Below are 22,887 nucleotides of genomic sequence, written 5' to 3'. Positions count from 1 at the left end.
CTATATGATAATCGAGTTAAATCTTTTTTACTCGAACTGCATTCATACCTTTTTGCCCGCGTTCCAATTCGTAAGAAACTTTATCGTTTTCTTTAATTGGTTCTAACAAACCACTTACGTGTACAAAGTATTTTTCTTGATTGATGCTATCTAGAATAAAACCAAAACCTTTAGAGGTATCAAAAAATGAAACTTTACCTTCTTTTCCTGTTGGTTCCTCTTCACCTCTGTCTTCTTTCTTTGGAATACCTAATTCAATACTTTCTGCATCCACTTTTACTTTAGAATTAGGATCTGGAGGAGTATCGGTTAAATTACCATTATAGTCTACATAAGCAAACTGAATACCTTGTGGGTTTTCTTTTGCTTCTGCTTTACGAGCATCTTTTTTCTTTTGCTTATCTTCTCGTTTTTTTAAGCGTTTCTTTTCTTTTTCAATTTTATTAAAAGTAACTTGCGATTTTGCCATTGTTTATGTTAACAGTATTAATTAATTATATGATTATTTCTTTTATTTGAATATTCAAAGCCTTTTGAATATCGTGTATTTTTTGTAATTCTCCAGGAATTATTAATGCTATAGAATGTCCTTTTTTCCCTGCTCGGGCAGTTCTTCCACTTCTATGGGTATAATATTCTAATTGCTCTGGAAGTTGATGATGAATAACAAATGATAAATTATCAACATCAATACCTCTTGCAGACACATCGGTAGAAATTAAAACTTGTAATGAACCATTTTTAAAAGCACGCATCACTTTATCACGTTCTTTTTGTTGCATATCGCCTTCTAAAGCACCAACGGAAAAGCCTTCGTCTTGCAATTTTTCGGTTAAATCTTTAGTCCCTGCTTTGGTTCTACAAAAAATAATACCTCGTTCATCCTTTGTTCTACCTAACAATGTTACTAAGATATTAAATTTTTCTTTAATAGTTGTTGAAATATACTGGTGCGTGATATTAACGTTTACCAAATCTTCCTTGTTCACCTCTACTCTAATAGCATTTGGTGACATATAAGTTTTTATAATACGTTGTATCTCTTCAGGCATCGTTGCAGAAAATAACCATGTGTGTCGTTTCCCTGTATTATGTTTTAATATCTTATTCAAATCCTCTTTAAAACCCATACTTAGCATCTCATCAGCTTCATCCAACACAAGCGTTTTAATGTGTTTGATGTTAACATGGTCGCGTTCTATTAAATCCAATAAGCGTCCTGGAGTTGCAATGATAATATGAGTTGTTCTCCTTAAAGCTGAAATCTGTTTTTCTATTTTTTCACCACCGTAAACACCTTCTGCAAATATTTTTTCTTCGGAATATTTTGTAAATTTAAAAAGTTGCTTCTTTATTTGCTGAACCAACTCACGTGTTGGTGCTAATATCAAAGCTTGTACGTGATTTAATGACGTGTCTATTTGATGTAGAATAGGTAATCCATAAGCCGCTGTTTTGCCCGTACCTGTTTGTGCTAAACCAATAAAATCTGTAGTGGATTCTAACAATACAGGAATGGTTTGTTCCTGTATATCGGTTGGGGTTTTAATTTCTAGTTCCTTAAGTGCTTTTACAAAGTCTTTTTGAACCCCTAAATCTGAAAATGTTGGCATACTTTTATTTACGATCTTGCAAAGATACGCCTTCTTTCACAATTATCAATTATCAATTGACAATGAATAATTGATAATTCGTAATTGATTTCATTAATCTTCTGGCGGATAGCCGTGAATACTTTCGAAAACGTCGTCAAAATTAGATCTCAAATAGGAGTTTAGCTTTTTTTTGTAATCGTCTTTTAACCATTCAACAAAATTAAAAGTGCTTTTACTAATACACTTCGTATAACGTTGAATTCTAAAATCGATATCATCACCTAGCTTTTTAGCCAATCCTAACGCGTCATAAACATCTTCGCTATTTTCAACACATATATAGCCATGCTGTTCAATAGAACGTTCTAAAACCACTTTGGAAGACTCTCCGTTTCTAATAGAGTCTACATATGTTTTTTGAATATCAAAATAGACCTCTTTAGATTTTGAAAACTCTGCACGCAATTCGTCTGGCATTTCATATCTGAAATTGCTTTCAAGTTCATCATCACTTAAAATAGAATCTAAATAATAATTGGGCGATTTAAATATACGTTGCCAATCTAAATTATCGCCCCATGGACCGAAGCGGTGAAAATTGTTACCTAAATCTATAACACTAAAAGTTTTTTTATTTTTTAAGATACGAGAACCACGACCAATCATTTGATAATAAAGCGTTAATGACTTCGTTGCACGATTCAAAATAATGCTATCTACCGTCGGCTCATCAAAACCAGTAGTTAAAATACTAACTGATGATAAAATAGCGTCTGGTGTTTTTTTAAACCATTTAAGGATCATGGCACGCTCTTTTTTGCTATTGGTATTATCAAGATGAGCAACCGGGTACCCAGCTCTTCTAAAGGTGTCGTAAACATGCAAAGAGGTATTTATACCGTTGTTAAAAATTAAGGTTTTCTTACCTTTACAACGTTCTTCGTATGCTTGTAACAACTTGGTAAGCATGTCATTATCTGTATATAGGTCTTCAGATGATTTGACGGTGTAATCGCCATTTGCCCCCACTACTAAAGAGGTTAAACCTACATTATATGTAAACATTTCGGCTTGTGCCAAAAATCCATTTGAAATAAGCGATTCGATGCTTTCTCCAACAATTAACTCATCATAATTGTCAGTCATAGGTAATTCAATACTCGAACTTAAAGGTGTTGCAGTAACTCCTAAAATAAACGACTGACTAAAAAACTTAAATAATTTAGTAAATGAATTGTAATGTGCCTCATCAATAATAACCAAACCAATATCAGAAATATCCAGTTTGTCATCGTTTAACCTATTATTTAAGGTTTCCACCATAGCAACAAAACAACTGTATTCCGCTTGATCGCTTAAATCGGCTTTGCTATCAATTACTTTATTTACAACCTCAAATTCGGTAAGCATGGTAGACGTTTGTTTACACAACTCGATACGATGCGTCAATACCAACACCTTCTTTTTATGGTGTTTAAGATACTGTCTTACAATTTCTGAGAATATAACTGTTTTACCTCCACCTGTTGGTAATTGGTATAGCAAATGATAATCGTCTGGAGATTCTTCAAAGGCTTTAAAAATTTTATCAATAGCTCCTTTTTGATAGCTATATAAATTTTTACCAGCATCTCTTTCTTCTAATTCTGTTTTTGATATAGACATGTATTTCTTAATATAAGGCGTGCAAAAATAACATCTTTAAAGCGTTTTTGACGCATGATTGCTATGAAAATTTAAAATGAATTTTAGTATTTACTTTTTTTTCATTCAATTTTGTAACAAAACTTACTTTTAATCAACTAACTAAATAGTATTACCTTGTATATTAATTTTTTTAATATAAATAATTACTTAATTTTTTATAAAATGAAAACCACACATTTAAAAATTAGTGGTGCATTAATCTTCTTTTTGTGCATTACAACTCAAACAACAGCTCAGGACATTGTTGGTTCTTGGGAAGGAAAATTATCGATTCAAGGCACTGAAATGCCATTACTTTTCAATGTTAAAAGTGAAAATGAAACTTACAACTCTACTATGGATAGTCCATCGCAAGGTGCCACCGACATCCCCATGGACGAGACACGCTTTACTGATAATACATTAACTATTAAATTTAATCAAGCAGGAATTAAATATGTAGGCAAGTTAGAAAAAAACACCATTACAGGTACGTTTTATCAAGGTGGTATGGAATTACCCTTAGTATTATCAAAAACAGTAAAAACGCTTCCTGGCAACACGGAGCTTCCTACTTCAGATGCTGATTTAGAAAAATTAGCAAATTGGAATCCAACCAATTACAAATATGATGCTGAAGATTATTTTGCTAAACCAAAAGCAAGATCATTTAGTTTTTCTCCAAATGGAACTTATTTATCATATAGAGAAAAAGATGAAAACACTAAAAACCATGTTTATGTAAAAAATTTAGAAACAAATGAAGTCAAGAGAGTTATTGAAGAAAAAGAAGAACTGATTCGTGGTTTTGGTTGGGCTAATGATAACCGATTAATTTATGTAATGGACAAAGGCGGCAACGAAAACTACCACTTATTTGGTGTAGATATTGATGGTGCTAACCAAAAAGAGTTAACCCCTTACGAGGGTGTTAAGGTTCAAATACTAGAAGGTTTGAAAGAAGATAAAGATCATATGATTATATCTATGAATAAAAATAATCCTCAAATATTCGAACCCTATAAAATTAATATCATTAGTGGCGAGCTAGTTCAATTATACAAAAATGAAGATTCCGCTAATCCTATAAATAGTTATGAGTTTGATAAAGATGGTAATCTAAGAGGGTTTGCAAAAATGCGCAACGGTATAAATATAGATTTATATTATACCCTAGATGGCGAAAATTATGAAATACTAAAACAATTAAATTGGAAGGATAACTTTAGTATTTCATCTTTTAATTATGCCTCTAAAAACCCTCACGAAGCCTACGTTATCTCTAATTTAGATAGCGATAAAACTCGAATTTATTTATACGATCTAAAGGAAGATAAGATTATCAAAAAATTATTTTCAAACGATAATTATGATGTTTCCGGATTAAGGTTATCAAGAAATAGAAATTATGAGTTAGATTATTTTTCATACGAAGGTGAAAAAAGAATAGTGGTACCCGTAAGCAATTATTATAAAAAGCTACATAAAAAAATCACTACCAAATTTCCGAATTACAATTATTCGATTGCAGATGTAACTGATGATGAAAGTAAGTATTTAATTTTTATCCAAAGTGATAAATTATACGGCACCTATTACTCATACGATGCCAAGAAAGACACCTTCAAATTATTATATGATTTAATGCCAAATCTTATTGAAAAAGATATGGCAGAAATGCGACCCATAACCTTTAAAAGCAGAGACGGAAAAACAATTTACGGTTACATTACCCTACCAAAAGAAGCTCTTAATGGAAAAAAGGTTCCCGTAATTGTAAATCCACATGGTGGACCACAAGGCATTAGAGATTCTTGGGGTTTTAACCCTGAAGCACAACTATTTGCAAGCCGTGGTTATGCCACATTACAAGTAAATTTTAGAATATCGGGAGGTTATGGAAAAGAATTTTTAGAATCAGGGTTCAAACAAATTGGTAGAAAAGCCATGGATGACGTTGAAGACGGGCTTCAATACGTAATAAACGAAGGTTGGGTAGATAAAGATAATGCTGCTATTTATGGCGGAAGTCACGGTGGTTATGCGGTTCTACGAGGGCTTACAAAAACCCCCGATTTATATGCATGTGGTGTAGACTATGTGGGCGTGTCAAACATCTTTACCTTCTTTGATTCGTTTCCAGAGTATTGGAAGCCTTACACAGAAATTGTAAAAGAGATTTGGTATGATTCTGACATTCCTGAAGAAAAAGTTATTATGGAAGAAGTATCTCCCGTATTTCATATCGATAAAATAAAGAAACCGCTTTTTGTAGTTCAAGGGGCTAATGATCCTAGAGTAAATATTAACGAGTCCGATCAAATTGTAAGTGGTTTGCGTGCTAAAGGCTTTGATGTCCCATATATGGTTAAATACGACGAAGGTCATGGATTTGCAAAAGAAGAGAACTCAATAGCTCTTTACAAAGCTATGATGGGCTTTTTTGCAAAGCATTTAAAAAAGTAAATCAAAAGCCCTTTAAAGATTAGTAAAACATTTAAAAAGCCCTTTGGAAATTATTTGAAGGGCTTTTTTTATTTATGAGTTTTACTCAAAAAGTAATTTATATCTTTACCTCTTAATTTTTTTTTATGCAAATTAACGATAAATCTGGAGTCAAAGAGTATTTAGCAAGTTCGCAACGCTATGAAAGTATGACCTACAATAGAACAGGAAAAAGCGGTGTTCTTTTGCCCGCTATTTCACTTGGTTTATGGCATAACTTTGGGTTTGTTGATAACATACAAAATGGTAGAGAGGTATTAAGATGTGCATTCGATTTAGGCATTACTCATTTTGATTTAGCAAATAATTATGGCCCTCCATTTGGTTCTGCGGAAGAAAATTTCGGAACTATTTTTAAAAAGGATTTCAAAAATTATAGAGATGAATTATTTATAGCCAGTAAAGCTGGTTATGATATGTGGCCAGGGCCTTATGGCAATTTTGGTTCTAGAAAATATTTAATTTCAAGCATAGACCAAAGTTTGAAGCGTATGGGATTGGATTATGTTGATATCTTTTATCATCACAGACCAGACCCCGATACACCTTTAGAGGAAACCATGGGCGCTTTAGCTGATATGGTTCGCCAAGGAAAAGCTTTGTATATCGGTATTTCCAATTATCAACCTAAAGAAACCCAAGAAGCTGCTGCTATTTTAAAACGTTTAGATGTCCCATTTATATTACACCAGGCACGTTATTCTATGTTGGATCGTTGGGTTGAAGATGGTCTTTTAAATGCTTTAAACCAAAACGGTGTGGGCTGCATCGCCTTTTCACCTTTAGCACAAGGGATGCTTACTGATAAATATTTAAAAGGTATTCCTAAAGATTCTAGAGCTGCTAAAGATTTAACCTATTTGAATGTAGATACTGTAACTAGTAATCTAGAAAAAGTACAGCTTTTAAATGAGATCGCACAAGAACGTGGTCAAAAATTATCACAGATGGCGATTGCTTGGATTTTAAGACAGCCGCAAGTAGCATCGGTTTTAATTGGCGCCAGTTCTACTAATCAACTTAAAGAAAATGTAAAAGCTTTAGATAACTTGAGTTTTTCTGAGGACGAATTGAAGTTGATTGATAAGATCGTATATTAAAACTATTCCTTAACAACAATAATAGTAGCTTTTACCCCCGTAGCGAGATTCCATTGATTGGCAGATACTAAATTACCCATATCGTCGATCACTCGAAACTCGGCTGTATTTGGCCCAGATTGACCTTGATTTAGAGCTAAAAAATCAATCTTATTAAAACCTTTTTGCAAGTCGAGTTTAAAGCCGCTAAAGCCACCATTTAAAAACACTCTGGCTTGAACAACATCGTCGTTTACTAAAACCTGAATTAAATCGCCATCAACATATCCATGATCGCGATACGAAATATTTACAAATTTTGCATTACTTTTAAAATCACCAAGATATTGATCGGTTGAACTGCCATTTCGTTCTTCAACTTCTTTTGGTGTTAATTTTGTATTGGCTAACTGATTATTTAACTGTTTTGTATAAAGTTCTCCTGGGTTTCCAAATTTTTCACCAAATAAAGAAAACTCCTTTTTAGGTGCCTCAATACCCGTTGACAAATTAGGTACATTTAAACTTCCAAAGGTGGCATTGTTTGTATTATTGGGTTGAGAAGGTATTATTTTTGGAGTATTATCGACTTCCTTCTTACTTTCAACCGCAGGTATAGCTGTAGATCTATTTCTACTATCTATTTGAGCGCTAGCAAAAAATGATGTGGTGAATAAGATAAAAAATGATAAAAATAGCTTCATCAGTTTTATAAAATAGTTTTGGGTTTATATTAAAAAAGGCTTACTTAGTATCAAAGATATTTTTTTATCTTAAAAAGACCTTTATAAGCCACTTAATTTCACATTCATTTAACAAAAACCGTTCCTAAAGCAGAATTTCAATCACGATTCTCTACTTTCTAATCACTAATATTCAGATAGCATTTATAAATACGTGATATTGTATTGCTTACGGTATTGTTTTTGTGAGGTATCCATTATATTAAGAATTAAAACCATACACATGAGACATTCAAAATTAATGCCCGAAGTAAATGCAGGCTCTATGGCAGATATTGCATTTTTATTGCTCATTTTCTTTTTAGTTACTGCAACCATTTCTTCTGATGAAGGGATTAATAGAGTTTTACCCGAAGCGTGTCCACCTGGAATAGATTGTATCAGTTCTGTTAACGAAAATAATATGTTACGCATTGTAATTAATAATGAGGATGAAATAATGGTTGGAAAAGAGATCATTTCCATTGAAGCTTTAAAAGATATTACCAAAAACTTTATTGATAATAATGCTGATGGAAGTTGCACATACTGCACTGGAGAAAAAACTTTGAATGCGTCAAAAAATCCAAAAGAAGCTGTTATTTCTTTAGAAAACGGAAAACAAACATCTTACAAACAGTTTATTCTTGTTCAAAATGAAATAACAAAAGCATATTACGAACTAAGAAACACTTATTCTGATAAAATACTCAAAAAATCTGCAGATAAATTAACGAATAAAGAATTAAAAAAAGTGAGAGAAGCATATCCTTTTGCACTTATAGAAGTGGTAACAAAATAAATTTTATTTTTTGATACTATCTAGAGGTTTCAATATTCCATAAGAAATTGAGACCTTTTTTTTTCCCCATTTTCTTGCCGCTTTTACGTCAACTCCCATATAAATATCAATTTTATTTTTCCAACGCGAATGCATTTTATCTTTTACAAAAAAAATACTATCAAACCCGTTTATTTTTACTGGAGTATCGCGTTTTAAACCTTTTCGGTACAAATCTCTAGAAACAGCTATGTAATTTAATCCTGGTTTTAAACTATCTCCAAAGGCTGTAATATGTGGGTTGGAATCGGTTTGATTTTTAAGTGAATTATACGCCGATGCAGTAACTTTAAGTTCTTGCCACGTATAGTTTTCTTCAAAAGGAATTTTGTTCTTTTCACAACTTAGCAAAAAAAACACGATCAAGATTATAGATACCTTTTTATACATGCATCAATTTTAGACTTTAAAGATACAAATTTTCAATAACCATCTTTTTCTAGATATTAAATATAAAGCCTATTACAAAACATATTGCATTAATAACCTTGAGGCTCTTCAAAAAAAACATCTTTAAAACCAATAAGATACAATTTCTCTTTGGCTCTTGTAACAGCTGTGTAAAGCCAACGTAAATATTCCTTATCGATTCCATTGGGTAAATAAGGTTGTTCTACAAACACTGTGTTCCACTGACCTCCCTGTGATTTATGACAGGTTATAGCATACGAGAATTTAACCTGCAATGCATTAAAATGTTTGCTTGCTTTTACTTTTAAAAACTTTTTGTAATTGCTCGTTTCACTTTCAAAATCTTTCATGACTTCTTGGTACAATCTATTCGAGTCTTCATAGGATAATGAAGGTGTTTCAGATTCGATAGTGTCTAATAACAAAACTGTTTCAAAAGGAGGCATTTTTGGGTAATCAACCATACGTACTTTAACTTCCGCGAAGCGAAACCCATATAATTCTATAATACTAAAAATTTCAAGTACCTCAATAATATCACCATTAGCTATAAAACCTGCTTCGGTAGTAGGCTTAATCCAAAAATAATTATTCTTAACAACCATCAAATAATCGCCTGTAGACAATTCGCTTTCATTAAATAAAATACGATTCCTTATTTGTTGGTTGTACAAATTAGCACGCTTGTTACTACGAACAATTATGGCTGTTTCTTCATTTCCTAAATCGCTATAAGCATCGTTTATAGCATCCATGATTTCATATCCATCAATAAGTCTTACAATGTCCTTAAAGTCTGCTAAATCGAATTTAAACGCATCATTTATACCATTTGATAATGCTTCACGCAATACTGTAGCATTTGCTAGAATTCCAGAATCTTGTTCTTGCCTCACGACTTCATCCAATTCCATTCTAGTTACTTCTTTATTATAATTTAAAGCCAAGGTATTTTCATCTAGGGCTGGACTTAAATCTAACTTTACCGGTGGTAATTGTGCTGTATCCCCTATTAAAAGTAATTTACATTGATGACCAGAATATACATATTGCATTAAATCGTCTAACAACGAGCCATTTTCAAATAATTTTGAATCTCCAGGTGTATCTGGAATCATAGAGGCTTCATCTACGATAAAAATAGTATTCTTATGCTTATTGGGTTGCAATACAAATGAAACGCCTCCGCCCTTTTCTTTTTTTGGAAAATATATTTTTTTATGAATGGTAAAGGCTTCTTTTCCGGAATAATTAGAGATTACTTTCGCCGCTCTACCTGTTGGAGCCATTAATACAGCACTTCTTTTTGCTTTCCATAAATTATTAACTATGGTGCCAACAATGGTAGTTTTACCTGTACCCGCATAGCCTTTAAGCAGATAAAGTGTGTTTGGAGCCTTATTAAAAATAAATTCTGCTAGTTGTTGCAAAACAATATTTTGTTTTATGGTGGGTTGAAATGGAAACTGCTGTTTTATAAGGGAATAAAATTCGGATGAAGTCATTAATACTTACAAATTATAAATTATTCAAAGATAGAAATGATTTTTACCGATAATAGATTTTTACGATTAAAAAAAAATTGTAGATTTGCGAAAGACCTTTAACAAACTATTTAAATTAAAAAACGATTATGTTGAAATTTATTCTTATTGCTGTGGCAGCTATACTGCTTACAATTGGCTTGGTTAAGTTAGTTGATAAATACATACCTTCAAAATTCAAGCCCGTTATAAATATAGCGCTGTGGGTTTTAATAGCTTTTCTAGGCTACCAAACATACATGTCTGTTTATACACCTATTTTATTTAATCAAGAAAAGAATAAGCGTTACGCTCAAGTAATTAAGAATTTAATAGATATTAGAGATTCTGAGTTAGCTTACAAACAAGTAAACGGAAAGTTTACCGATAGTTTTGACGAGTTGGTTAAATTTATTGAAACGGCTAAATTCACCATTACTCAACGTCGTGACTCTGTTGTTATTGATCAAGAATTAACTAAGCGCTACGGAGTAGATACAACTAAAGAAATTGTTATAGTTGATATATTAGGCTATGTTCCCGTAAAAGATTCCTTATTTAAAAATTCTACGAGATACAAAACCATGATGAATGTACCTGTTGGAAAACCAGGAGAAAAGTTCAAATTAGAAGCGGGTCTTTTAAGACAAAATGATATAAATATTCCTGTATTTGAAGCATCTGTTAAAAAAGATGTTATTTTATACGATCAAGATCCAGATATGGTGGTTCAAGAAAACCAAGTGGTTTCAGTAGATGGTGTTAATGGAGATGTTTTAAAAGTAGGCTCTATGTCTGAAGTTATAACTATTGGGAACTGGCCAAAAACTTATGGCGAAAACGAATAAAACTTTTAACAAACTAACTAATCTAGAATTGTCCATTCAAATAAGTTTGAGTGGACTTTCTTTTTGTATCCTAAATCGAGATTTAAATACAATCACTTTTTTAAAAGAAATTCATTTTGATAAAAAATTAAATCCGTTAGAAACTTTAGATGCTTTAAAAGAACATTTAGAAAATGAAAATCTTTTAGAAGAAACTTTTTCTAAAGTAAATGTTATATATGATAACAATTTATCTGCTTTAGTTCCAAAACCCTTATTTAATGAAGATTGTTTAGCAGATTATTTAAAGTTTGGTTCTAAAATATTAAAAACAGATTTTATAACATTTGATGAAATTTTAATAAATGATAGTGTAAATGTATATGTGCCCTATGTGAACATAAACAATTTTATTTATGAGCATTTTGGATCTTTTACATATAAACACATTTCTACAATTTTAATTGAACAGATCTTACTTACTGAAAAAAACTCAAACATTCCAAAAGTATATGTAAACATAAACAAAGGGTCTTTTGAGTTAATTGCAATTAATAACACAAAACTTCTATTATTCAATACGTTTGAATATAACACTAAAGAAGATTTTATTTATTACGTACTATTTACCCTAGAACAATTAGAATTAAACCCTGAAAAAATATCTTTAATTTTTATTGGAGACATTAATGCTAAAGACGAACTATATGAGATAGCATATAAATACGTTCGATTTGTATTTTTGGGCAACAGAGAAGATCCTTATAAATACAGTATAGATTCACAACCAAAAACAAATCATAGTAATTTTACATTAATTAAAAGTTTTTAATGCGCATAATATCAGGATTATATAAAAGTAGAAAAATTGTAGCACCAAAAAAATTACCGGTGCGCCCAACTACCGATATGGCCAAGGAATCGCTGTTTAATATTATAAACAACACGTTTTATTTTAACGAGTTAATCGTATTAGATCTTTTTGCTGGAACAGGTAATATTAGCTACGAATTTGCCTCTAGAGGCACCGAGCAAATCACGTGTGTTGATCAAGATTTTGGCTGTATCAAGTTTATAAATAAAACAGCTTCTGAATTTAAAATGCCTATACAAACTATTAAAAGTGATGTATTTACATTTTTAGAAAAAACGAATTTTCAAGCTAATATCATTTTTGCAGATCCTCCTTACAACTTCACAGACGATGCTTTTTCTAAAATTCCAGAATTAGTATTTAAAAACAATTTGCTACTTGAAGATGGTTTACTTATTGTAGAACATTCAAAACATACCGATTTATCAAACTTAATTAATTATAGCTATTCAAAAAGTTATGGTGGTAATATGTTTAGTTTTTTTGAAATTCAAAATTAATTAAGCATCTAATATTCTTTTTTATATATTAGCTTCTTTAATATTTTAAAAAATCAACTTAATAATCCCCAAAAATGAAAAAACCTACAATTTTAAAGCTAGTAATGGCAGTAACTCTATTGTCATTTTTTACAGGATTTGCACAAGAAAAGCAAGTCTCTACCTTATTAAAATCTTACATTCAAGCCTCTAATCAATTAGGAGTAACAAAAGATGTAAACAATATATTATCACTGTTTGATAGTAGTTATAAAAATAATATTGCCTATGTTGGGCTAACAGGAGTGGTAAATAAATCAACTGTAGATTTTGATCAATTTTCTAATCAATTATCAGAAAATTTAAAAAATCATAATTATAATTTCACTATGTCTGTTGGAGAAATTATTTATGAGTCACAAAAGAAAAGAGCTGGAACAATATCTGCGCTTATTAACTTCGAATCTAAAATAGAAGGTAAGATTGCTGAAAAAGGTACTATTTTAATGAATCTTGTTACTGCTTTAGTAAAAGATGAATGGAAAATAATTCTTAATAACACTGTAAGAGTTTCTGAAGCTAGTGAGATAGGTAACTGTGTATGTTACTTGTTTTCAAAAGGAGAATCTTTCTTTAATGCTGAAACTTATTATCCTGCAGGAGTTGAATACAATAAAGAATATAAATCTTTTAGAGTAAGTATTAAAGAAGGCAAACGTACTATTATAAATAAATCAAAAGATGATAAAGCATTTGATTGGACTGAAAATGGAGATGTTTTAGATAACGGCGTTATAATTGGTAATGCTGAAACCTCAGACAAAGCTGTTCAAATAGTGTTATCCCATGTGTATGGAGAAACATGTACAAAAATAAATTTTAGTTAAGTATATCATCTTAACAATATTCAAAGAGGCTGTCTGAAAAGTGTTATTCTGTGTTATATGGAGCCTGTCGAAATATTTAAACGTATTGATAATCCATATCCGTTTCGACAAGCCCAACCTGACAAAGTAAATAAAATACACTTTTCAGACGAGGCCACTGAAAAAGTCCTTTAAGGAATAAATACAATAATTTAAGGAACAGAAACCCTAGGTTTTCTGCTCTTTTTTTTTGTATATTTAGCTGTAATCATAAAGGTTTTTAGATGTTACTACAGCAACAAACAATAGCGTTCAGCGAGCATTCTTCGTTATACGATTTGATTATTCCAAAGAACAATCTTTTGAGAAAAATTAACGATTTGATAGACTTTTCATTTATCTACGATGAGCTATTGAACAAGTACTGCACCAATAATGGACGCATGGCAGAAAGTCCTGTTCGAATGTTCAAGTATTTGCTGCTTAAAACAATTTACACCGTTTCTGATGTTGATGTGGTGGAGCGTTCGCGTTACGATATGTCCTTTAAATATTTTTTGGACATGAACCCAGAAGACGATGTCATCGACCCCAGTTCGTTGACAAAATTCAGAAAACTACGATTAAAGGACACCGACCTATTAAACCTGTTGATAAACAAAACGGTGACCATAGCTGTCGAAAAAGGCATCATCCGTTCGAGGTCAATTATCGTTGATGCCACACATACCTTATCGAGATCCAATCCATTTTCAGTAATTGAAGCATTGAGAGAGCGCTCAAGGCTACTTCGAAAAACAGTATATGCCTTTGACGACGAGTTCAAGGAACGTATGCCCCAAAAGAATACCGACAATGAGCTGGAAAAGGAGCTGACCTATTGCAAAGAGTTAGAAAAACGCATAGAAAATGAACCGTCCATAAGTTCCATACCTGCTGTGAAAGAAAAATTAAACCTGTTAAAAGAAACCGTAGAGGATGCTCAAGAAAATTTAACGCTATCAAAAGATACTGATGCCAAAACAGGTCATAAATCCGCCGATAGCTCCTTCTTTGGCTACAAGACCCATTTTGCCATGACCGAAGAACGCATCATTACCGCGGCCGTAGTAACATCTGGGGAAAAAGGAGATGGGCCGGAACTGCCCAAGCTTTTAGGGGTCAGCCAAGAAAACGGAGTCGATGTGGATACCATTATTGGAGATGCGGCTTATTCCGGAAAAGAAAACCTTAAGATCGCAAATGGGCAAAACATTAAAATGGTGGCAAGACTAAACCCTTCGATAACACAAGGGTTTAGAAAAGATGAAGATAGATTTGATTATAATAAAGATGCCGATAGGTTTGTTTGCCCAGCAGGGCAACTGGCAATACGAAAAGCGCGTCAGGGCAAAAAAAATATTGGGGAAAACCAAGTAGATACTTATTATTTTGATGTCGAAAAATGCAAATCCTGTGCTTTAAAAGAAGGCTGTTACAAAGAGGGCGCCAAGACAAAAACGTATTCTGTATCCATAAAATCAGAGTTGCACCAGGACCAAATGGCTTTTCAAGAAACAGAATATTACAAAGAAAAGGCAAAACACCGATACAAGATAGAGGCCAAAAACAGTGAGCTGAAAAATGCACATGGTTATAATAGGGCAGTATCGTATGGGATTGACAATATGCAAATGCAAGGAGCAATGGCAATTTTTACGGTAAACTTAAAAAGAATACTGAAATTGACATAGAAAATGAAATCTACATGTGCATTATAAAAAAACAACTTATATAATTACATAAGTCGAAAAGCAACTTGTAGAGCCTAAAAATAAAAACAGTTCAAAAAAGATAACGCTTATAACGGATGTTTAAAATCCTGTTATAAGCGTTTTTTTATTGTCCAAAAAACGATGCCGATCAAAATAGGACATGTTTTTCAGTGGCCTCTTTCAGACAGCCTCTTTTTTTTGTAAAATTTTTACTTAATTTATGTATTAATTTTTCAGTTATTTAATACTTATACTTAAAAAAAGCAGAATATTCCTTTCCTATACTTAGTTCTGTTTGGTTACTATTCCCTATATCAATTTAATAAATAAATACTTATTTAGCAAAATGGAGCGTCATTAACTTAATAAAATCCCTATCCTATTTAAAATGGAAAACCCTTTTTGAATTCACAAAAAGGGTTTATCTATAAACAAGTAAATCTATAAGCCGAATTCTGTACATTTTTATATTTATAAAATGAATTTAAAATATAAAAAGCCCTTATCATTTATCTGCGTGCATTGTTACCAATACACTTTAGCTGCCTACCCTCCAACAATCGAGCGTGCCGCCCTCAAACGTTGGTATACATGACATTGCACCACATAGAGTTTACCTGGTTTCACTACAGCATGACCTGTACATACTTTCTGTTGCACTTTTCCTAACCTCACGGCTGGTGGTTATTAGCCACTATGTTGCACTACGGTGTTCGGACTTTCCTCCTTCCGAAAAACGGAAAGCGATAAGGCGATTTACTTGCCGCAAAAGTACAATACTTAATGGGCAATTACCAACTAATAAAATAATTAAAATTTGGGCGTTACCCACATGAAGCATCGGGAGGGTCAGGGCTATTGATAAGTTAATTTTTAAACTGAAAGTTGTTTTGTTTTGGGGAGATTGGTTTTACTATTTAAGATATTGTCACTTTAAATTGATTATATCGACATTTAAACGAAATTAGTTGATTTTTTATACAAATTTAACAAAAACATATTAGCATATAAGCTTCGTTTTTGTTAATAACTCCTTCTAAATTCTCCATTCATAATTCATAATTCTTAATTGAATTTTTAACTTTGTTACTTTAATAATTCAATGGAACACTTTGTAGTATCGGCTAGAAAATACAGGCCCCAAACGTTTAAAGACGTTGTGGGTCAGCAGGCTATTACAAACACCTTATTAAATGCCATTGAGAACAATCATTTAGCACAAGCCCTTTTGTTCACAGGACCTCGTGGTGTTGGTAAAACAACTTGCGCCCGTATTTTAGCTAAAATGATAAATAGTGATGGCTCCGAAACGGGCAATGAAGATTTTGCATTCAATGTTTTCGAACTCGATGCGGCATCAAACAACTCGGTGGATGATATTAGAAGTTTAACCGACCAAGTTCGTATACCGCCTCAAGTGGGGAAATATAAAGTGTATATTATTGATGAGGTACATATGCTATCTCAGGCTGCTTTTAATGCCTTTTTAAAAACATTAGAAGAGCCACCAAAACACTGTATTTTTATTCTTGCTACTACCGAAAAGCATAAAATTATACCAACCATTTTATCACGTTGTCAAATATTTGACTTTAAACGGATTACGGTAAAAGATGCAAAAGACTATTTAAAATACATTGCAGAAGAACAAGGAATCAACGCTGAAGACGATGCGCTACACATCATTGCTCAAAAAGCAGATGGAGCTATGCGTGATGCGCTTTCTATTTTCGACCGTGTGGTTAGTTTTTCGGGTAAAAACTTAACGAGACAAGCGGTTACCGAAAATTTAAATGTTCTAGACTACGAAACTTATTTTGAAAGCACCGACCTTATTTTAGAGAATAAAATTCCTGATTTACTACTTCAATTTAACAGAACCCTTTCAAAAGGTTTTGATGGACATCATTTTATTGCTGGTTTAGCATCTCATTTTAGAGATTTGTTAGTCAGTAAAACACCCGAAACCATAGAATTGCTTGAAGTAGGCGATGAAACAAAAAAGAAATACTTAGAACAATCGCAAAAAGCTTCTCAGGAGTTTTTACTTCAGGGTATTAATCTCGCTAATGATTGCGATCTGAAATACAAAAGCAGTAAAAACCAACGACTGCTCATTGAGTTATGCCTTATGCAACTTGCCTCTATCACTTTCGATGGAGAAAAAAAAAATTCTAGGCACTTCATAATTCCCGCTTCGTACTTTCATAAAAAAGGCATTAAACCTGTACCGGTAACACTTCCAAATAAAACGAAAAGTGAATCTGCTTCGGTTGAACCAAAAACCACTGAAACATCACATAAAACTTTAAATAATTTAAATAAATCTCAGGATAATCAACCTGTAAAAATTGAATTAAAGCAAGATTCAAAAAGAGCTTCGGGCCTATCTTTAAAAAGTTTAAAGCTTAAGAAGGAACATCTTATAAAACAAATGGATGTTGTAATAGATGAAGAAAATCTACCGTCAGAACCATTTACTGAAGCCGATTTAATTAAAACTTGGAATGCCTTTATAGAAATCCTTCAAAAAGATGGGAAGCATAATTTAGCATCTATTCTATCTATTGATACTCCAAAAGTAAAAGGAACTGTTGTTCATTTAGAATATCCTAACGCTACCAACAAAGTAGAATTAGAGCGTAACCAATACGACCTGATGCTGTATATTCGTAAGACTCTAAGTAATTTTGATATTAGCTTATCTATTACTGTGAACGAAGAAATGGAAAAGCAATATGCATACACGTCCCTTGATAAATTTGAGAAACTTAAAGAGAAAAACCCTAATATAGATCTTTTAAGAAAAACGTTTGATTTAGATGTTTAAATATTTATAAATGAATAAGTTAATTTATTTTTTATTAATAGTTTTTGTTTTTTTAAGTTGTACTGGTGGAAAAACTAAAAAGGACAGCTTAAAAACATCTGTTGAAAAGTTTAAAGATTCTATAGGTGTGCTAGAAATAGTAAAATATTTTCCTGAAACCTATTCTGAAACCATAACAGACACTGTATTAAGCAATGGTTTTAAGGTGAAAATTAAAACCTATGCTAATATGAATAGTAGTGTTATAAACACATTCGAAGCAGACACTATAGTCTATAAACACTTTTATAGAGATTATATTTCAGAAATCACTGTTTTTAAAAACGATAACAAAATTCTTTCAGAATCTATAGACAAGCCTTTTTTTTTAAAGCACAATAATGAATTAAAAGAATATTTTGAAATTGCTATTTTATCTGGTGTTTGGATAAACGATAATGAAGAACTCACCAAAGATAAAACAAGTATATATATCATGTATACCCAACCAGAAACAGATAATTATTATTTAAGTGAAATGATAATTAATAGTGATGGTACATTTTTAATAAATGAAATTGAAGGTTAAAATGAATGAATTATGCTAGGACTTAAATTACCAACAGACCCAAGATGGGTTAATATTGTTGAAAAAAATATAGAAGAAATATTAACCGATCATGCCTTTTGCGAGCAGAAAGCAACCAGTACTGCTATTTCTTTAATTGTAAGCTTTCCTGAATATACCGATTTGGTTCAAGAAATGACCGCTTTAGTTAAAGAAGAAATCAGTCATTTTAAAATGGTTCATGATATCATTATAAAACGTGGTTGGGTTTTAGGACGTGATAGACGTGATGATTATGTTATTGAGTTGCTTAAGTTTTTTCCTAAAGGCGGTAGTAGAACAACACAATTAGTACATAGGTTGCTTTATGCTGCTTTAATTGAAGCTAGAAGCTGTGAACGTTTCAGACTATTATCTGAAGAACTTGAAGATAAAGAATTAGCCACTTTTTATAGAAACCTTATGGTAAGCGAGGCCAACCACTACACTATGTTTTTAGGGTTTGCACGTAAGTATGGCGAAAAAAAAGAAGTTGACACCAAATGGCAACAACTTCTTGAATATGAGGGTCAAATAATAGCTAACTTAGGAAAAAGCAGGACGATACACGGTTAAAATTTATATCCTACACCTAATTGAATGGTTGAATTTTTAGCAGAAACCGGTAAATTGTCATCAAAAACATCTACCAAGCCGTAAGTATATCGAATATCAGCAAATAACATGTGTGATAATTTATATTCAATTCCAGCTACTCCCGAATAAGCAAAATTTCTTGCGCCATCATCCACCTTATTTATTTTCAAGCCTACTTGCGGACCAAGAGCAAAACGAACTTTTTCACTTAATCTAAGTTTTAATAAAATAGGTGCTTGTATATAATCTAATTGCCATACTTCAACTTTGGCACCTTCAGCAGAAAACTGTAACTCTGGAACTAAAGAAACTGTTTTGGAGAAACGAATATCTCCAAAAAAACCAATATACATACTGTTTCTATGCTTATTTGTCATGACAGGTGTATCTTCAAAATCTAAATTTGAAATGTTTAAACCACCTCTTACACCATACTTTACATCTTGAGAAAATCCGTAAAATGAAAAACCAAGTAGTAATGTTAATAATATTTTTTTCATAAATGAATAGCTTTGGGTTATAAATTTTAGCAATTTATCGTGTACGAATATATATTATAAAATTACATCGGTGCAATTTTAAAAGGTGAAGTGCAAAATTTTACTGTGTATTGCTTGAAACCGTTTGATAGTAGATGCTTTTTATAATACCATCTGCCAACCCAATTTTTGGTACATATATATTTTTAGCACCACTCCACTTCATAGAAGACAAGTAAATCCGCATGGCAGGAATGATAACGTCTGCCCTATCTTGATTTAAATCCAATTCGGTTATACGTTCTTCATAAGAATAACTTTGTAGTAAGTTATAATACGATGTCAAGTAGAAATATGTTAACGGTTTACCTAAAGCTTTTCCTGATATTTTGAAAATTTTATTAATGTTTCCACCAGAACCCAAAACGGATATTTTATCGTAATTGTTTGTATGTGATTTTATCCATTGTTCCAATTCTTGCCATGCTTCCTTCGATACCATATCGTTTAATAAACGTACTGTACCTATTTTAAAAGATTTTGAAGCCACCGAAATTCCTTGGTTTATAATAGTAAACTCGGTACTACCCCCACCAACATCAACATATAAATAAGTTTTACTTTTATCAATAAAAGTGTTTAAATCGGTTGCAGCAATAATAGCTGCTTCTTCTTCACCTTCAATAATATCGATACTTATTCCAGAATTTTTTAATACTAAATCGGCCACCTGTTTACCATTCGTTGATTCTCGCATCGCCGAAGTGGCACAGGCTTTATATTTTACCACTTTATGCGATTTCATTAATAATTTAAACGCGAGCATGGTATCTAGAATACGTTGCGTGTTTTCTTTTGAAATTTTATTATGTATAAAAACATCAGATCCTAAACGAATAGGTACACGAACTAATGAATTTTTTTTAAATAGAACAGGTTTGCCTTTTTGTTCTATAATATTTGAAATAAGCAACCTAACGGCATTAGAACCAATATCGATTGCTGCATATTTTTTAATTGAAAGCATCCTAATTTTCTAATTTTTTTAAATAATAAGCGTAAGTAGCAAACTGAGACCTTACTTTTTCTTTATCATTTATTTTATATTCATTTTCTTGTGACGCATTTAACCAACGTGCCTTTACATTATCGTTCCAGCAAATATTGTATGTTTCTATAATTTCTTGCTTTATAGAATCATCATAAATGGGGCAACTTATTTCTACTCTGTTTTCAATGTTTCTCGTCATCCAGTCGGCCGATGAAATATACACTTTTGGGTTTCCATTGTTTCCAAAAATGTATACCCTCGAATGTTCTAAAAACTTATCTACCACACTAATCACTTCAATATTTTCGCTCATATTTGGAATTCCAGGAATTAAACAGCAAATGCCACGTACAATCATTTGAATTTTAACACCGGCATTACTCGCTTCATAAAGTTTATCAACCATACTATAACTTGAGATACTATTCATTTTTAAACGAATAAGTCCCTCACCTCCATTTTTTACAGTCTGAATTTCGGCATCTATTAATTTAAATATAGCTTTTTTTGTGTAATGAGGAGATGTTATTAAATGTTTATATCTAAAAATTTTATAGTTGGTTTCAAAAAAACTAAATATTTTATTGACATCTTTTAAAATACGTTGATCTGCAGTGAACAAGGTATAATCTGTATATATTTTAGCGGTAGATTCATTAAAATTCCCTGTACTTATAAAGCCGTAGCGTTTTAGTTTTTTACCTTCTTCACGTTCTATAACACACATTTTACTGTGCACTTTTAATCCTTTGACACCAAATACCAAATTGATGCCTTCTTCTTCCATTTGTTGCGCATAATCTATATTAGCCTGCTCATCAAACCGTGCTTGAAGCTCTATAGATACTGTGACCGATTTTCCATTAATAGCAGCATTAATAAGCGAACTAGCAATATGAGAAATTTGGGCTAAACGATAAATAGTGATTTTTAGAGTTTTTACTTGAGGATCTAAGGCTGCTTCCCTTAAAAATTTAACGATATAAGAAAATGTTTGGTACGGGGCATGTAATAAATAATCTTTATGTTCTATGGCTTTAAAAATACTAGCCTCTAAACTGAGGTTTTTAATAGGCAATGCCTCAATGCTATCATAAAGTAAATCTGTTCTTCCTAGGCTTGGAAAACTCATATAATCGCGTCTGTTATGGTAACGCCCCCCAGGAATGATACTATCTGTATGATCAATACCCATTTTAGACATTAAGAATTCTAAGGTATCTTTATCGATGGTTTTATCGTAAACAAAACGTACCGGGTCGCCTGTTTGTCTATGTTTTACACTATCGGATATTTTTTCAATAAAACTTTTACTCAAATCACTTTCAAAATCTAACTCACCATCACGTGTGATTTTTATCATGTGAGCCGAAACGGTTCGGTAATCAAAAATGTTAAAGATATAACCTAAACAATGACGCAATAAATCGTCTATCATTATTATAAAACTTTTATCCCCTTGTTTAGGTAATTCTATAAAACGGTTAATAGACTTTGGTATTTCAATAAGAGCAAATTGCTTCTTATTATCTAGCATTCCCATTTTTACTGCCAAATATGCGGCACTATCTTTTAAATTTGGAAGCACAACCAAATCGTTTAAAATAATGGTCACTAATGCCGGACTTACTTTTCTTATAAAATATTTTTTTATAAAATCGTGTTGGGAGCTATCTATTTGATTTTCATCAATTATATAAATATTTTCATCTTCCAATCTTTTTTGAATAGCATCTAAAACTTCTAAGCTTTCGCTTTGTTGTTTAATTACTATTTGAGTGATTATTTCAAGTAATTCTTTGGCCTTGATGCCTCCTAATTCGCTTTTCCCTGCTTTTCCTGCGTCAACAATTCGTTTTACGGTAGCATATCTAACCTTAAAAAATTCATCTAGATTATTAGAAAATATACCTACAAACCGTAATCTTTCAATTAATGGTACTCTTTCATCTGAAGCTTCTTGTAAAACTCTTGCATTAAATTGTAACCAACTTATTTCTCTATTTATGTAACTATTTGAATGAATTTCTGGTTTTGTCATGCTTCGTAAAAATGATGTAATGCTTGCACAAATATATTCTATTTAGGTTAAATAATTTGCTTTAAAGCGAATGATTAAGCATCCCTACACGTATTGATATGATATCAATTTATTTTAGATACATTGCTGTGATATTTAACC

At 31.9% G+C, this 22,887-nt stretch carries 20 protein-coding genes and 1 other RNA gene; 11 read left to right on the top strand and 10 right to left on the bottom strand.

Features of this window, described 5'->3' with window-relative positions; all coding sequences use genetic code 11:
- Positions 1 to 16 precede the first annotated feature (16 nt).
- From QLS71_RS15945 to QLS71_RS15935, 3 genes are all read right to left on the bottom strand, one after another.
- On the bottom strand, positions 17 to 469 hold the full coding sequence (locus tag QLS71_RS15945; protein ID WP_308992801.1) for a cold shock domain-containing protein: 453 nt from the start codon (positions 467 to 469) through the stop codon (positions 17 to 19).
- 25 nt (positions 470 to 494) lie between these two features.
- Entirely contained in the window at positions 495 to 1,613 is a 1,119-nt protein-coding gene (locus tag QLS71_RS15940) for a DEAD/DEAH box helicase (RefSeq protein WP_308992802.1), read from the bottom strand.
- Positions 1,614 to 1,706: 93 nt separating this feature from the next.
- Positions 1,707 to 3,260, bottom strand: coding sequence for a DEAD/DEAH box helicase (locus QLS71_RS15935; protein WP_308992803.1), 1,554 nt, complete (start codon positions 3,258 to 3,260; stop codon positions 1,707 to 1,709).
- Between the two features lie 204 nt (positions 3,261 to 3,464).
- Between QLS71_RS15935 and QLS71_RS15930 the strand changes: the two genes are divergently transcribed.
- Positions 3,465 to 5,747, top strand: coding sequence for a S9 family peptidase (locus tag QLS71_RS15930; protein WP_308992804.1), 2,283 nt, complete (start codon positions 3,465 to 3,467; stop codon positions 5,745 to 5,747).
- Positions 5,748 to 5,872: 125 nt separating this feature from the next.
- A complete protein-coding gene (gene mgrA / locus QLS71_RS15925) occupies positions 5,873 to 6,886 on the top strand; it encodes an L-glyceraldehyde 3-phosphate reductase (RefSeq protein WP_308992805.1) in 1,014 nt (337 codons plus the stop codon).
- Between the two features lie 2 nt (positions 6,887 to 6,888).
- On the opposite strand, the gene QLS71_RS15920 is transcribed toward mgrA, so the two are convergent.
- Positions 6,889 to 7,569 carry a hypothetical protein gene (locus QLS71_RS15920; protein WP_308992806.1) on the bottom strand — a complete coding sequence of 227 codons (681 nt, stop codon included), beginning with the start codon at positions 7,567 to 7,569 and terminating at the stop codon, positions 6,889 to 6,891.
- A gap of 262 nt (positions 7,570 to 7,831) precedes the next feature.
- Between QLS71_RS15920 and QLS71_RS15915 the strand changes: the two genes are divergently transcribed.
- Complete coding sequence (locus tag QLS71_RS15915) at positions 7,832 to 8,389, top strand: biopolymer transporter ExbD (RefSeq protein WP_308992807.1); 558 nt, start codon at positions 7,832 to 7,834, stop codon at positions 8,387 to 8,389.
- A gap of 3 nt (positions 8,390 to 8,392) precedes the next feature.
- Here the strand turns inward: QLS71_RS15915 and QLS71_RS15910 are convergent, their stop codons facing one another.
- Together QLS71_RS15910 and QLS71_RS15905 are read right to left on the bottom strand one after the other, a co-directional pair.
- Entirely contained in the window at positions 8,393 to 8,818 is a 426-nt protein-coding gene (locus QLS71_RS15910; RefSeq protein ID WP_308992808.1) for a hypothetical protein, read from the bottom strand.
- A gap of 89 nt (positions 8,819 to 8,907) precedes the next feature.
- Positions 8,908 to 10,344: an ATP-binding domain-containing protein gene (locus QLS71_RS15905; protein ID WP_308992809.1), complete on the bottom strand. Its 1,437-nt coding sequence runs from the start codon at positions 10,342 to 10,344 to the stop codon at positions 8,908 to 8,910.
- Positions 10,345 to 10,472: 128 nt separating this feature from the next.
- On the opposite strand from QLS71_RS15905, the gene QLS71_RS15900 reads away from it, so the two are divergent.
- The 5 genes from QLS71_RS15900 to QLS71_RS15880 all read left to right on the top strand — a co-directional run bounded on the left by QLS71_RS15900 (position 10,473) and on the right by QLS71_RS15880 (position 15,141).
- Positions 10,473 to 11,210, top strand: coding sequence for a hypothetical protein (locus tag QLS71_RS15900; protein WP_308992810.1), 738 nt, complete (start codon positions 10,473 to 10,475; stop codon positions 11,208 to 11,210).
- Entirely contained in the window at positions 11,194 to 12,021 is an 828-nt protein-coding gene (locus QLS71_RS15895; protein WP_308992811.1) for a DUF3822 family protein, read from the top strand. The genes QLS71_RS15900 and QLS71_RS15895 overlap by 17 nt, the downstream gene beginning before the upstream one ends.
- Positions 12,021 to 12,563 (top strand): 16S rRNA (guanine(966)-N(2))-methyltransferase RsmD, encoded by a 543-nt coding sequence (gene rsmD, locus QLS71_RS15890; protein WP_308992812.1) that lies wholly within the window; start codon positions 12,021 to 12,023, stop codon positions 12,561 to 12,563. The genes QLS71_RS15895 and rsmD overlap by 1 nt, the downstream gene beginning before the upstream one ends.
- A gap of 74 nt (positions 12,564 to 12,637) precedes the next feature.
- Complete coding sequence (locus QLS71_RS15885; RefSeq protein ID WP_308992813.1) at positions 12,638 to 13,429, top strand: hypothetical protein; 792 nt, start codon at positions 12,638 to 12,640, stop codon at positions 13,427 to 13,429.
- A gap of 263 nt (positions 13,430 to 13,692) precedes the next feature.
- Complete coding sequence (locus tag QLS71_RS15880; protein ID WP_308992814.1) at positions 13,693 to 15,141, top strand: IS1182 family transposase; 1,449 nt, start codon at positions 13,693 to 13,695, stop codon at positions 15,139 to 15,141.
- 449 nt (positions 15,142 to 15,590) lie between these two features.
- Here QLS71_RS15880 and rnpB read toward each other — a convergent pair.
- Positions 15,591 to 15,925, bottom strand: an RNA gene (gene rnpB / locus QLS71_RS15875) — RNase P RNA component class A.
- Between the two features lie 339 nt (positions 15,926 to 16,264).
- Here rnpB and dnaX point away from each other — a divergent pair.
- The 3 genes from dnaX to QLS71_RS15860 are packed head-to-tail and all read left to right on the top strand — an operon-like array spanning position 16,265 to position 19,154.
- The gene (gene dnaX, locus QLS71_RS15870; RefSeq protein ID WP_308992815.1) at positions 16,265 to 17,992 is read left to right on the top strand and encodes a DNA polymerase III subunit gamma/tau; all 1,728 of its coding nucleotides are present in this window, start codon (positions 16,265 to 16,267) and stop codon (positions 17,990 to 17,992) included.
- A 10-nt stretch (positions 17,993 to 18,002) separates the two neighbouring features.
- Positions 18,003 to 18,560, top strand: coding sequence for a hypothetical protein (locus QLS71_RS15865; protein ID WP_308992816.1), 558 nt, complete (start codon positions 18,003 to 18,005; stop codon positions 18,558 to 18,560).
- A gap of 12 nt (positions 18,561 to 18,572) precedes the next feature.
- Positions 18,573 to 19,154 (top strand): tRNA-(ms[2]io[6]A)-hydroxylase, encoded by a 582-nt coding sequence (locus tag QLS71_RS15860; RefSeq protein ID WP_308992817.1) that lies wholly within the window; start codon positions 18,573 to 18,575, stop codon positions 19,152 to 19,154.
- On the opposite strand, the gene QLS71_RS15855 is transcribed toward QLS71_RS15860, so the two are convergent.
- The 3 genes from QLS71_RS15855 to ppk1 all read right to left on the bottom strand — a co-directional run bounded on the left by QLS71_RS15855 (position 19,151) and on the right by ppk1 (position 22,746).
- The gene (locus QLS71_RS15855; RefSeq protein ID WP_308992818.1) at positions 19,151 to 19,675 is read right to left on the bottom strand and encodes a porin family protein; all 525 of its coding nucleotides are present in this window, start codon (positions 19,673 to 19,675) and stop codon (positions 19,151 to 19,153) included. The two genes, QLS71_RS15860 and QLS71_RS15855, sit on opposite strands and share 4 nt — an antisense overlap.
- Before the next feature lie 100 nt (positions 19,676 to 19,775).
- Positions 19,776 to 20,681, bottom strand: coding sequence for an exopolyphosphatase (locus tag QLS71_RS15850; protein ID WP_308992819.1), 906 nt, complete (start codon positions 20,679 to 20,681; stop codon positions 19,776 to 19,778).
- A gap of 1 nt (position 20,682) precedes the next feature.
- Positions 20,683 to 22,746, bottom strand: a complete 2,064-nt coding sequence (gene ppk1 / locus QLS71_RS15845) for a polyphosphate kinase 1 (protein ID WP_308992820.1) — start codon at positions 22,744 to 22,746, stop codon at positions 20,683 to 20,685.
- Positions 22,747 to 22,887 lie beyond the last annotated feature (141 nt).

Source organism: Mariniflexile litorale (assembly GCF_031128465.2).
Classification (GTDB): Bacteria; Bacteroidota; Bacteroidia; order Flavobacteriales; family Flavobacteriaceae; genus Mariniflexile; species Mariniflexile litorale.
The sequence above is the reverse complement of the archived record's forward strand: the minus strand, read 5'-3'. Positions and strand labels throughout refer to the sequence as shown.

What these genes read in the sequence shown, in the direction of transcription:
- QLS71_RS15885 (WP_308992813.1), top strand. Translation starts at nt 12,638, where the DNA reads ATGAAAAAACCTACAATTTTAAAGCTAGTAATGGCAGTAACTCTATTG.
- QLS71_RS15880 (WP_308992814.1), top strand. Translation starts at nt 13,693, where the DNA reads ATGTTACTACAGCAACAAACAATAGCGTTCAGCGAGCATTCTTCGTTA.
- mgrA (WP_308992805.1), top strand. Translation starts at nt 5,873, where the DNA reads ATGCAAATTAACGATAAATCTGGAGTCAAAGAGTATTTAGCAAGTTCG.
- QLS71_RS15895 (WP_308992811.1), top strand. Translation starts at nt 11,194, where the DNA reads ATGGCGAAAACGAATAAAACTTTTAACAAACTAACTAATCTAGAATTG.
- QLS71_RS15935 (WP_308992803.1), bottom strand. Translation starts at nt 3,260, where the DNA reads ATGTCTATATCAAAAACAGAATTAGAAGAAAGAGATGCTGGTAAAAAT.
- QLS71_RS15900 (WP_308992810.1), top strand. Translation starts at nt 10,473, where the DNA reads ATGTTGAAATTTATTCTTATTGCTGTGGCAGCTATACTGCTTACAATT.
- QLS71_RS15865 (WP_308992816.1), top strand. Translation starts at nt 18,003, where the DNA reads ATGAATAAGTTAATTTATTTTTTATTAATAGTTTTTGTTTTTTTAAGT.
- QLS71_RS15905 (WP_308992809.1), bottom strand. Translation starts at nt 10,344, where the DNA reads ATGACTTCATCCGAATTTTATTCCCTTATAAAACAGCAGTTTCCATTT.
- QLS71_RS15920 (WP_308992806.1), bottom strand. Translation starts at nt 7,569, where the DNA reads ATGAAGCTATTTTTATCATTTTTTATCTTATTCACCACATCATTTTTT.
- QLS71_RS15945 (WP_308992801.1), bottom strand. Translation starts at nt 469, where the DNA reads ATGGCAAAATCGCAAGTTACTTTTAATAAAATTGAAAAAGAAAAGAAA.
- dnaX (WP_308992815.1), top strand. Translation starts at nt 16,265, where the DNA reads ATGGAACACTTTGTAGTATCGGCTAGAAAATACAGGCCCCAAACGTTT.
- QLS71_RS15860 (WP_308992817.1), top strand. Translation starts at nt 18,573, where the DNA reads ATGCTAGGACTTAAATTACCAACAGACCCAAGATGGGTTAATATTGTT.
- rsmD (WP_308992812.1), top strand. Translation starts at nt 12,021, where the DNA reads ATGCGCATAATATCAGGATTATATAAAAGTAGAAAAATTGTAGCACCA.
- QLS71_RS15940 (WP_308992802.1), bottom strand. Translation starts at nt 1,613, where the DNA reads ATGCCAACATTTTCAGATTTAGGGGTTCAAAAAGACTTTGTAAAAGCA.
- QLS71_RS15915 (WP_308992807.1), top strand. Translation starts at nt 7,832, where the DNA reads ATGAGACATTCAAAATTAATGCCCGAAGTAAATGCAGGCTCTATGGCA.
- QLS71_RS15910 (WP_308992808.1), bottom strand. Translation starts at nt 8,818, where the DNA reads ATGTATAAAAAGGTATCTATAATCTTGATCGTGTTTTTTTTGCTAAGT.
- ppk1 (WP_308992820.1), bottom strand. Translation starts at nt 22,746, where the DNA reads ATGACAAAACCAGAAATTCATTCAAATAGTTACATAAATAGAGAAATA.
- QLS71_RS15930 (WP_308992804.1), top strand. Translation starts at nt 3,465, where the DNA reads ATGAAAACCACACATTTAAAAATTAGTGGTGCATTAATCTTCTTTTTG.
- QLS71_RS15850 (WP_308992819.1), bottom strand. Translation starts at nt 20,681, where the DNA reads ATGCTTTCAATTAAAAAATATGCAGCAATCGATATTGGTTCTAATGCC.
- QLS71_RS15855 (WP_308992818.1), bottom strand. Translation starts at nt 19,675, where the DNA reads ATGAAAAAAATATTATTAACATTACTACTTGGTTTTTCATTTTACGGA.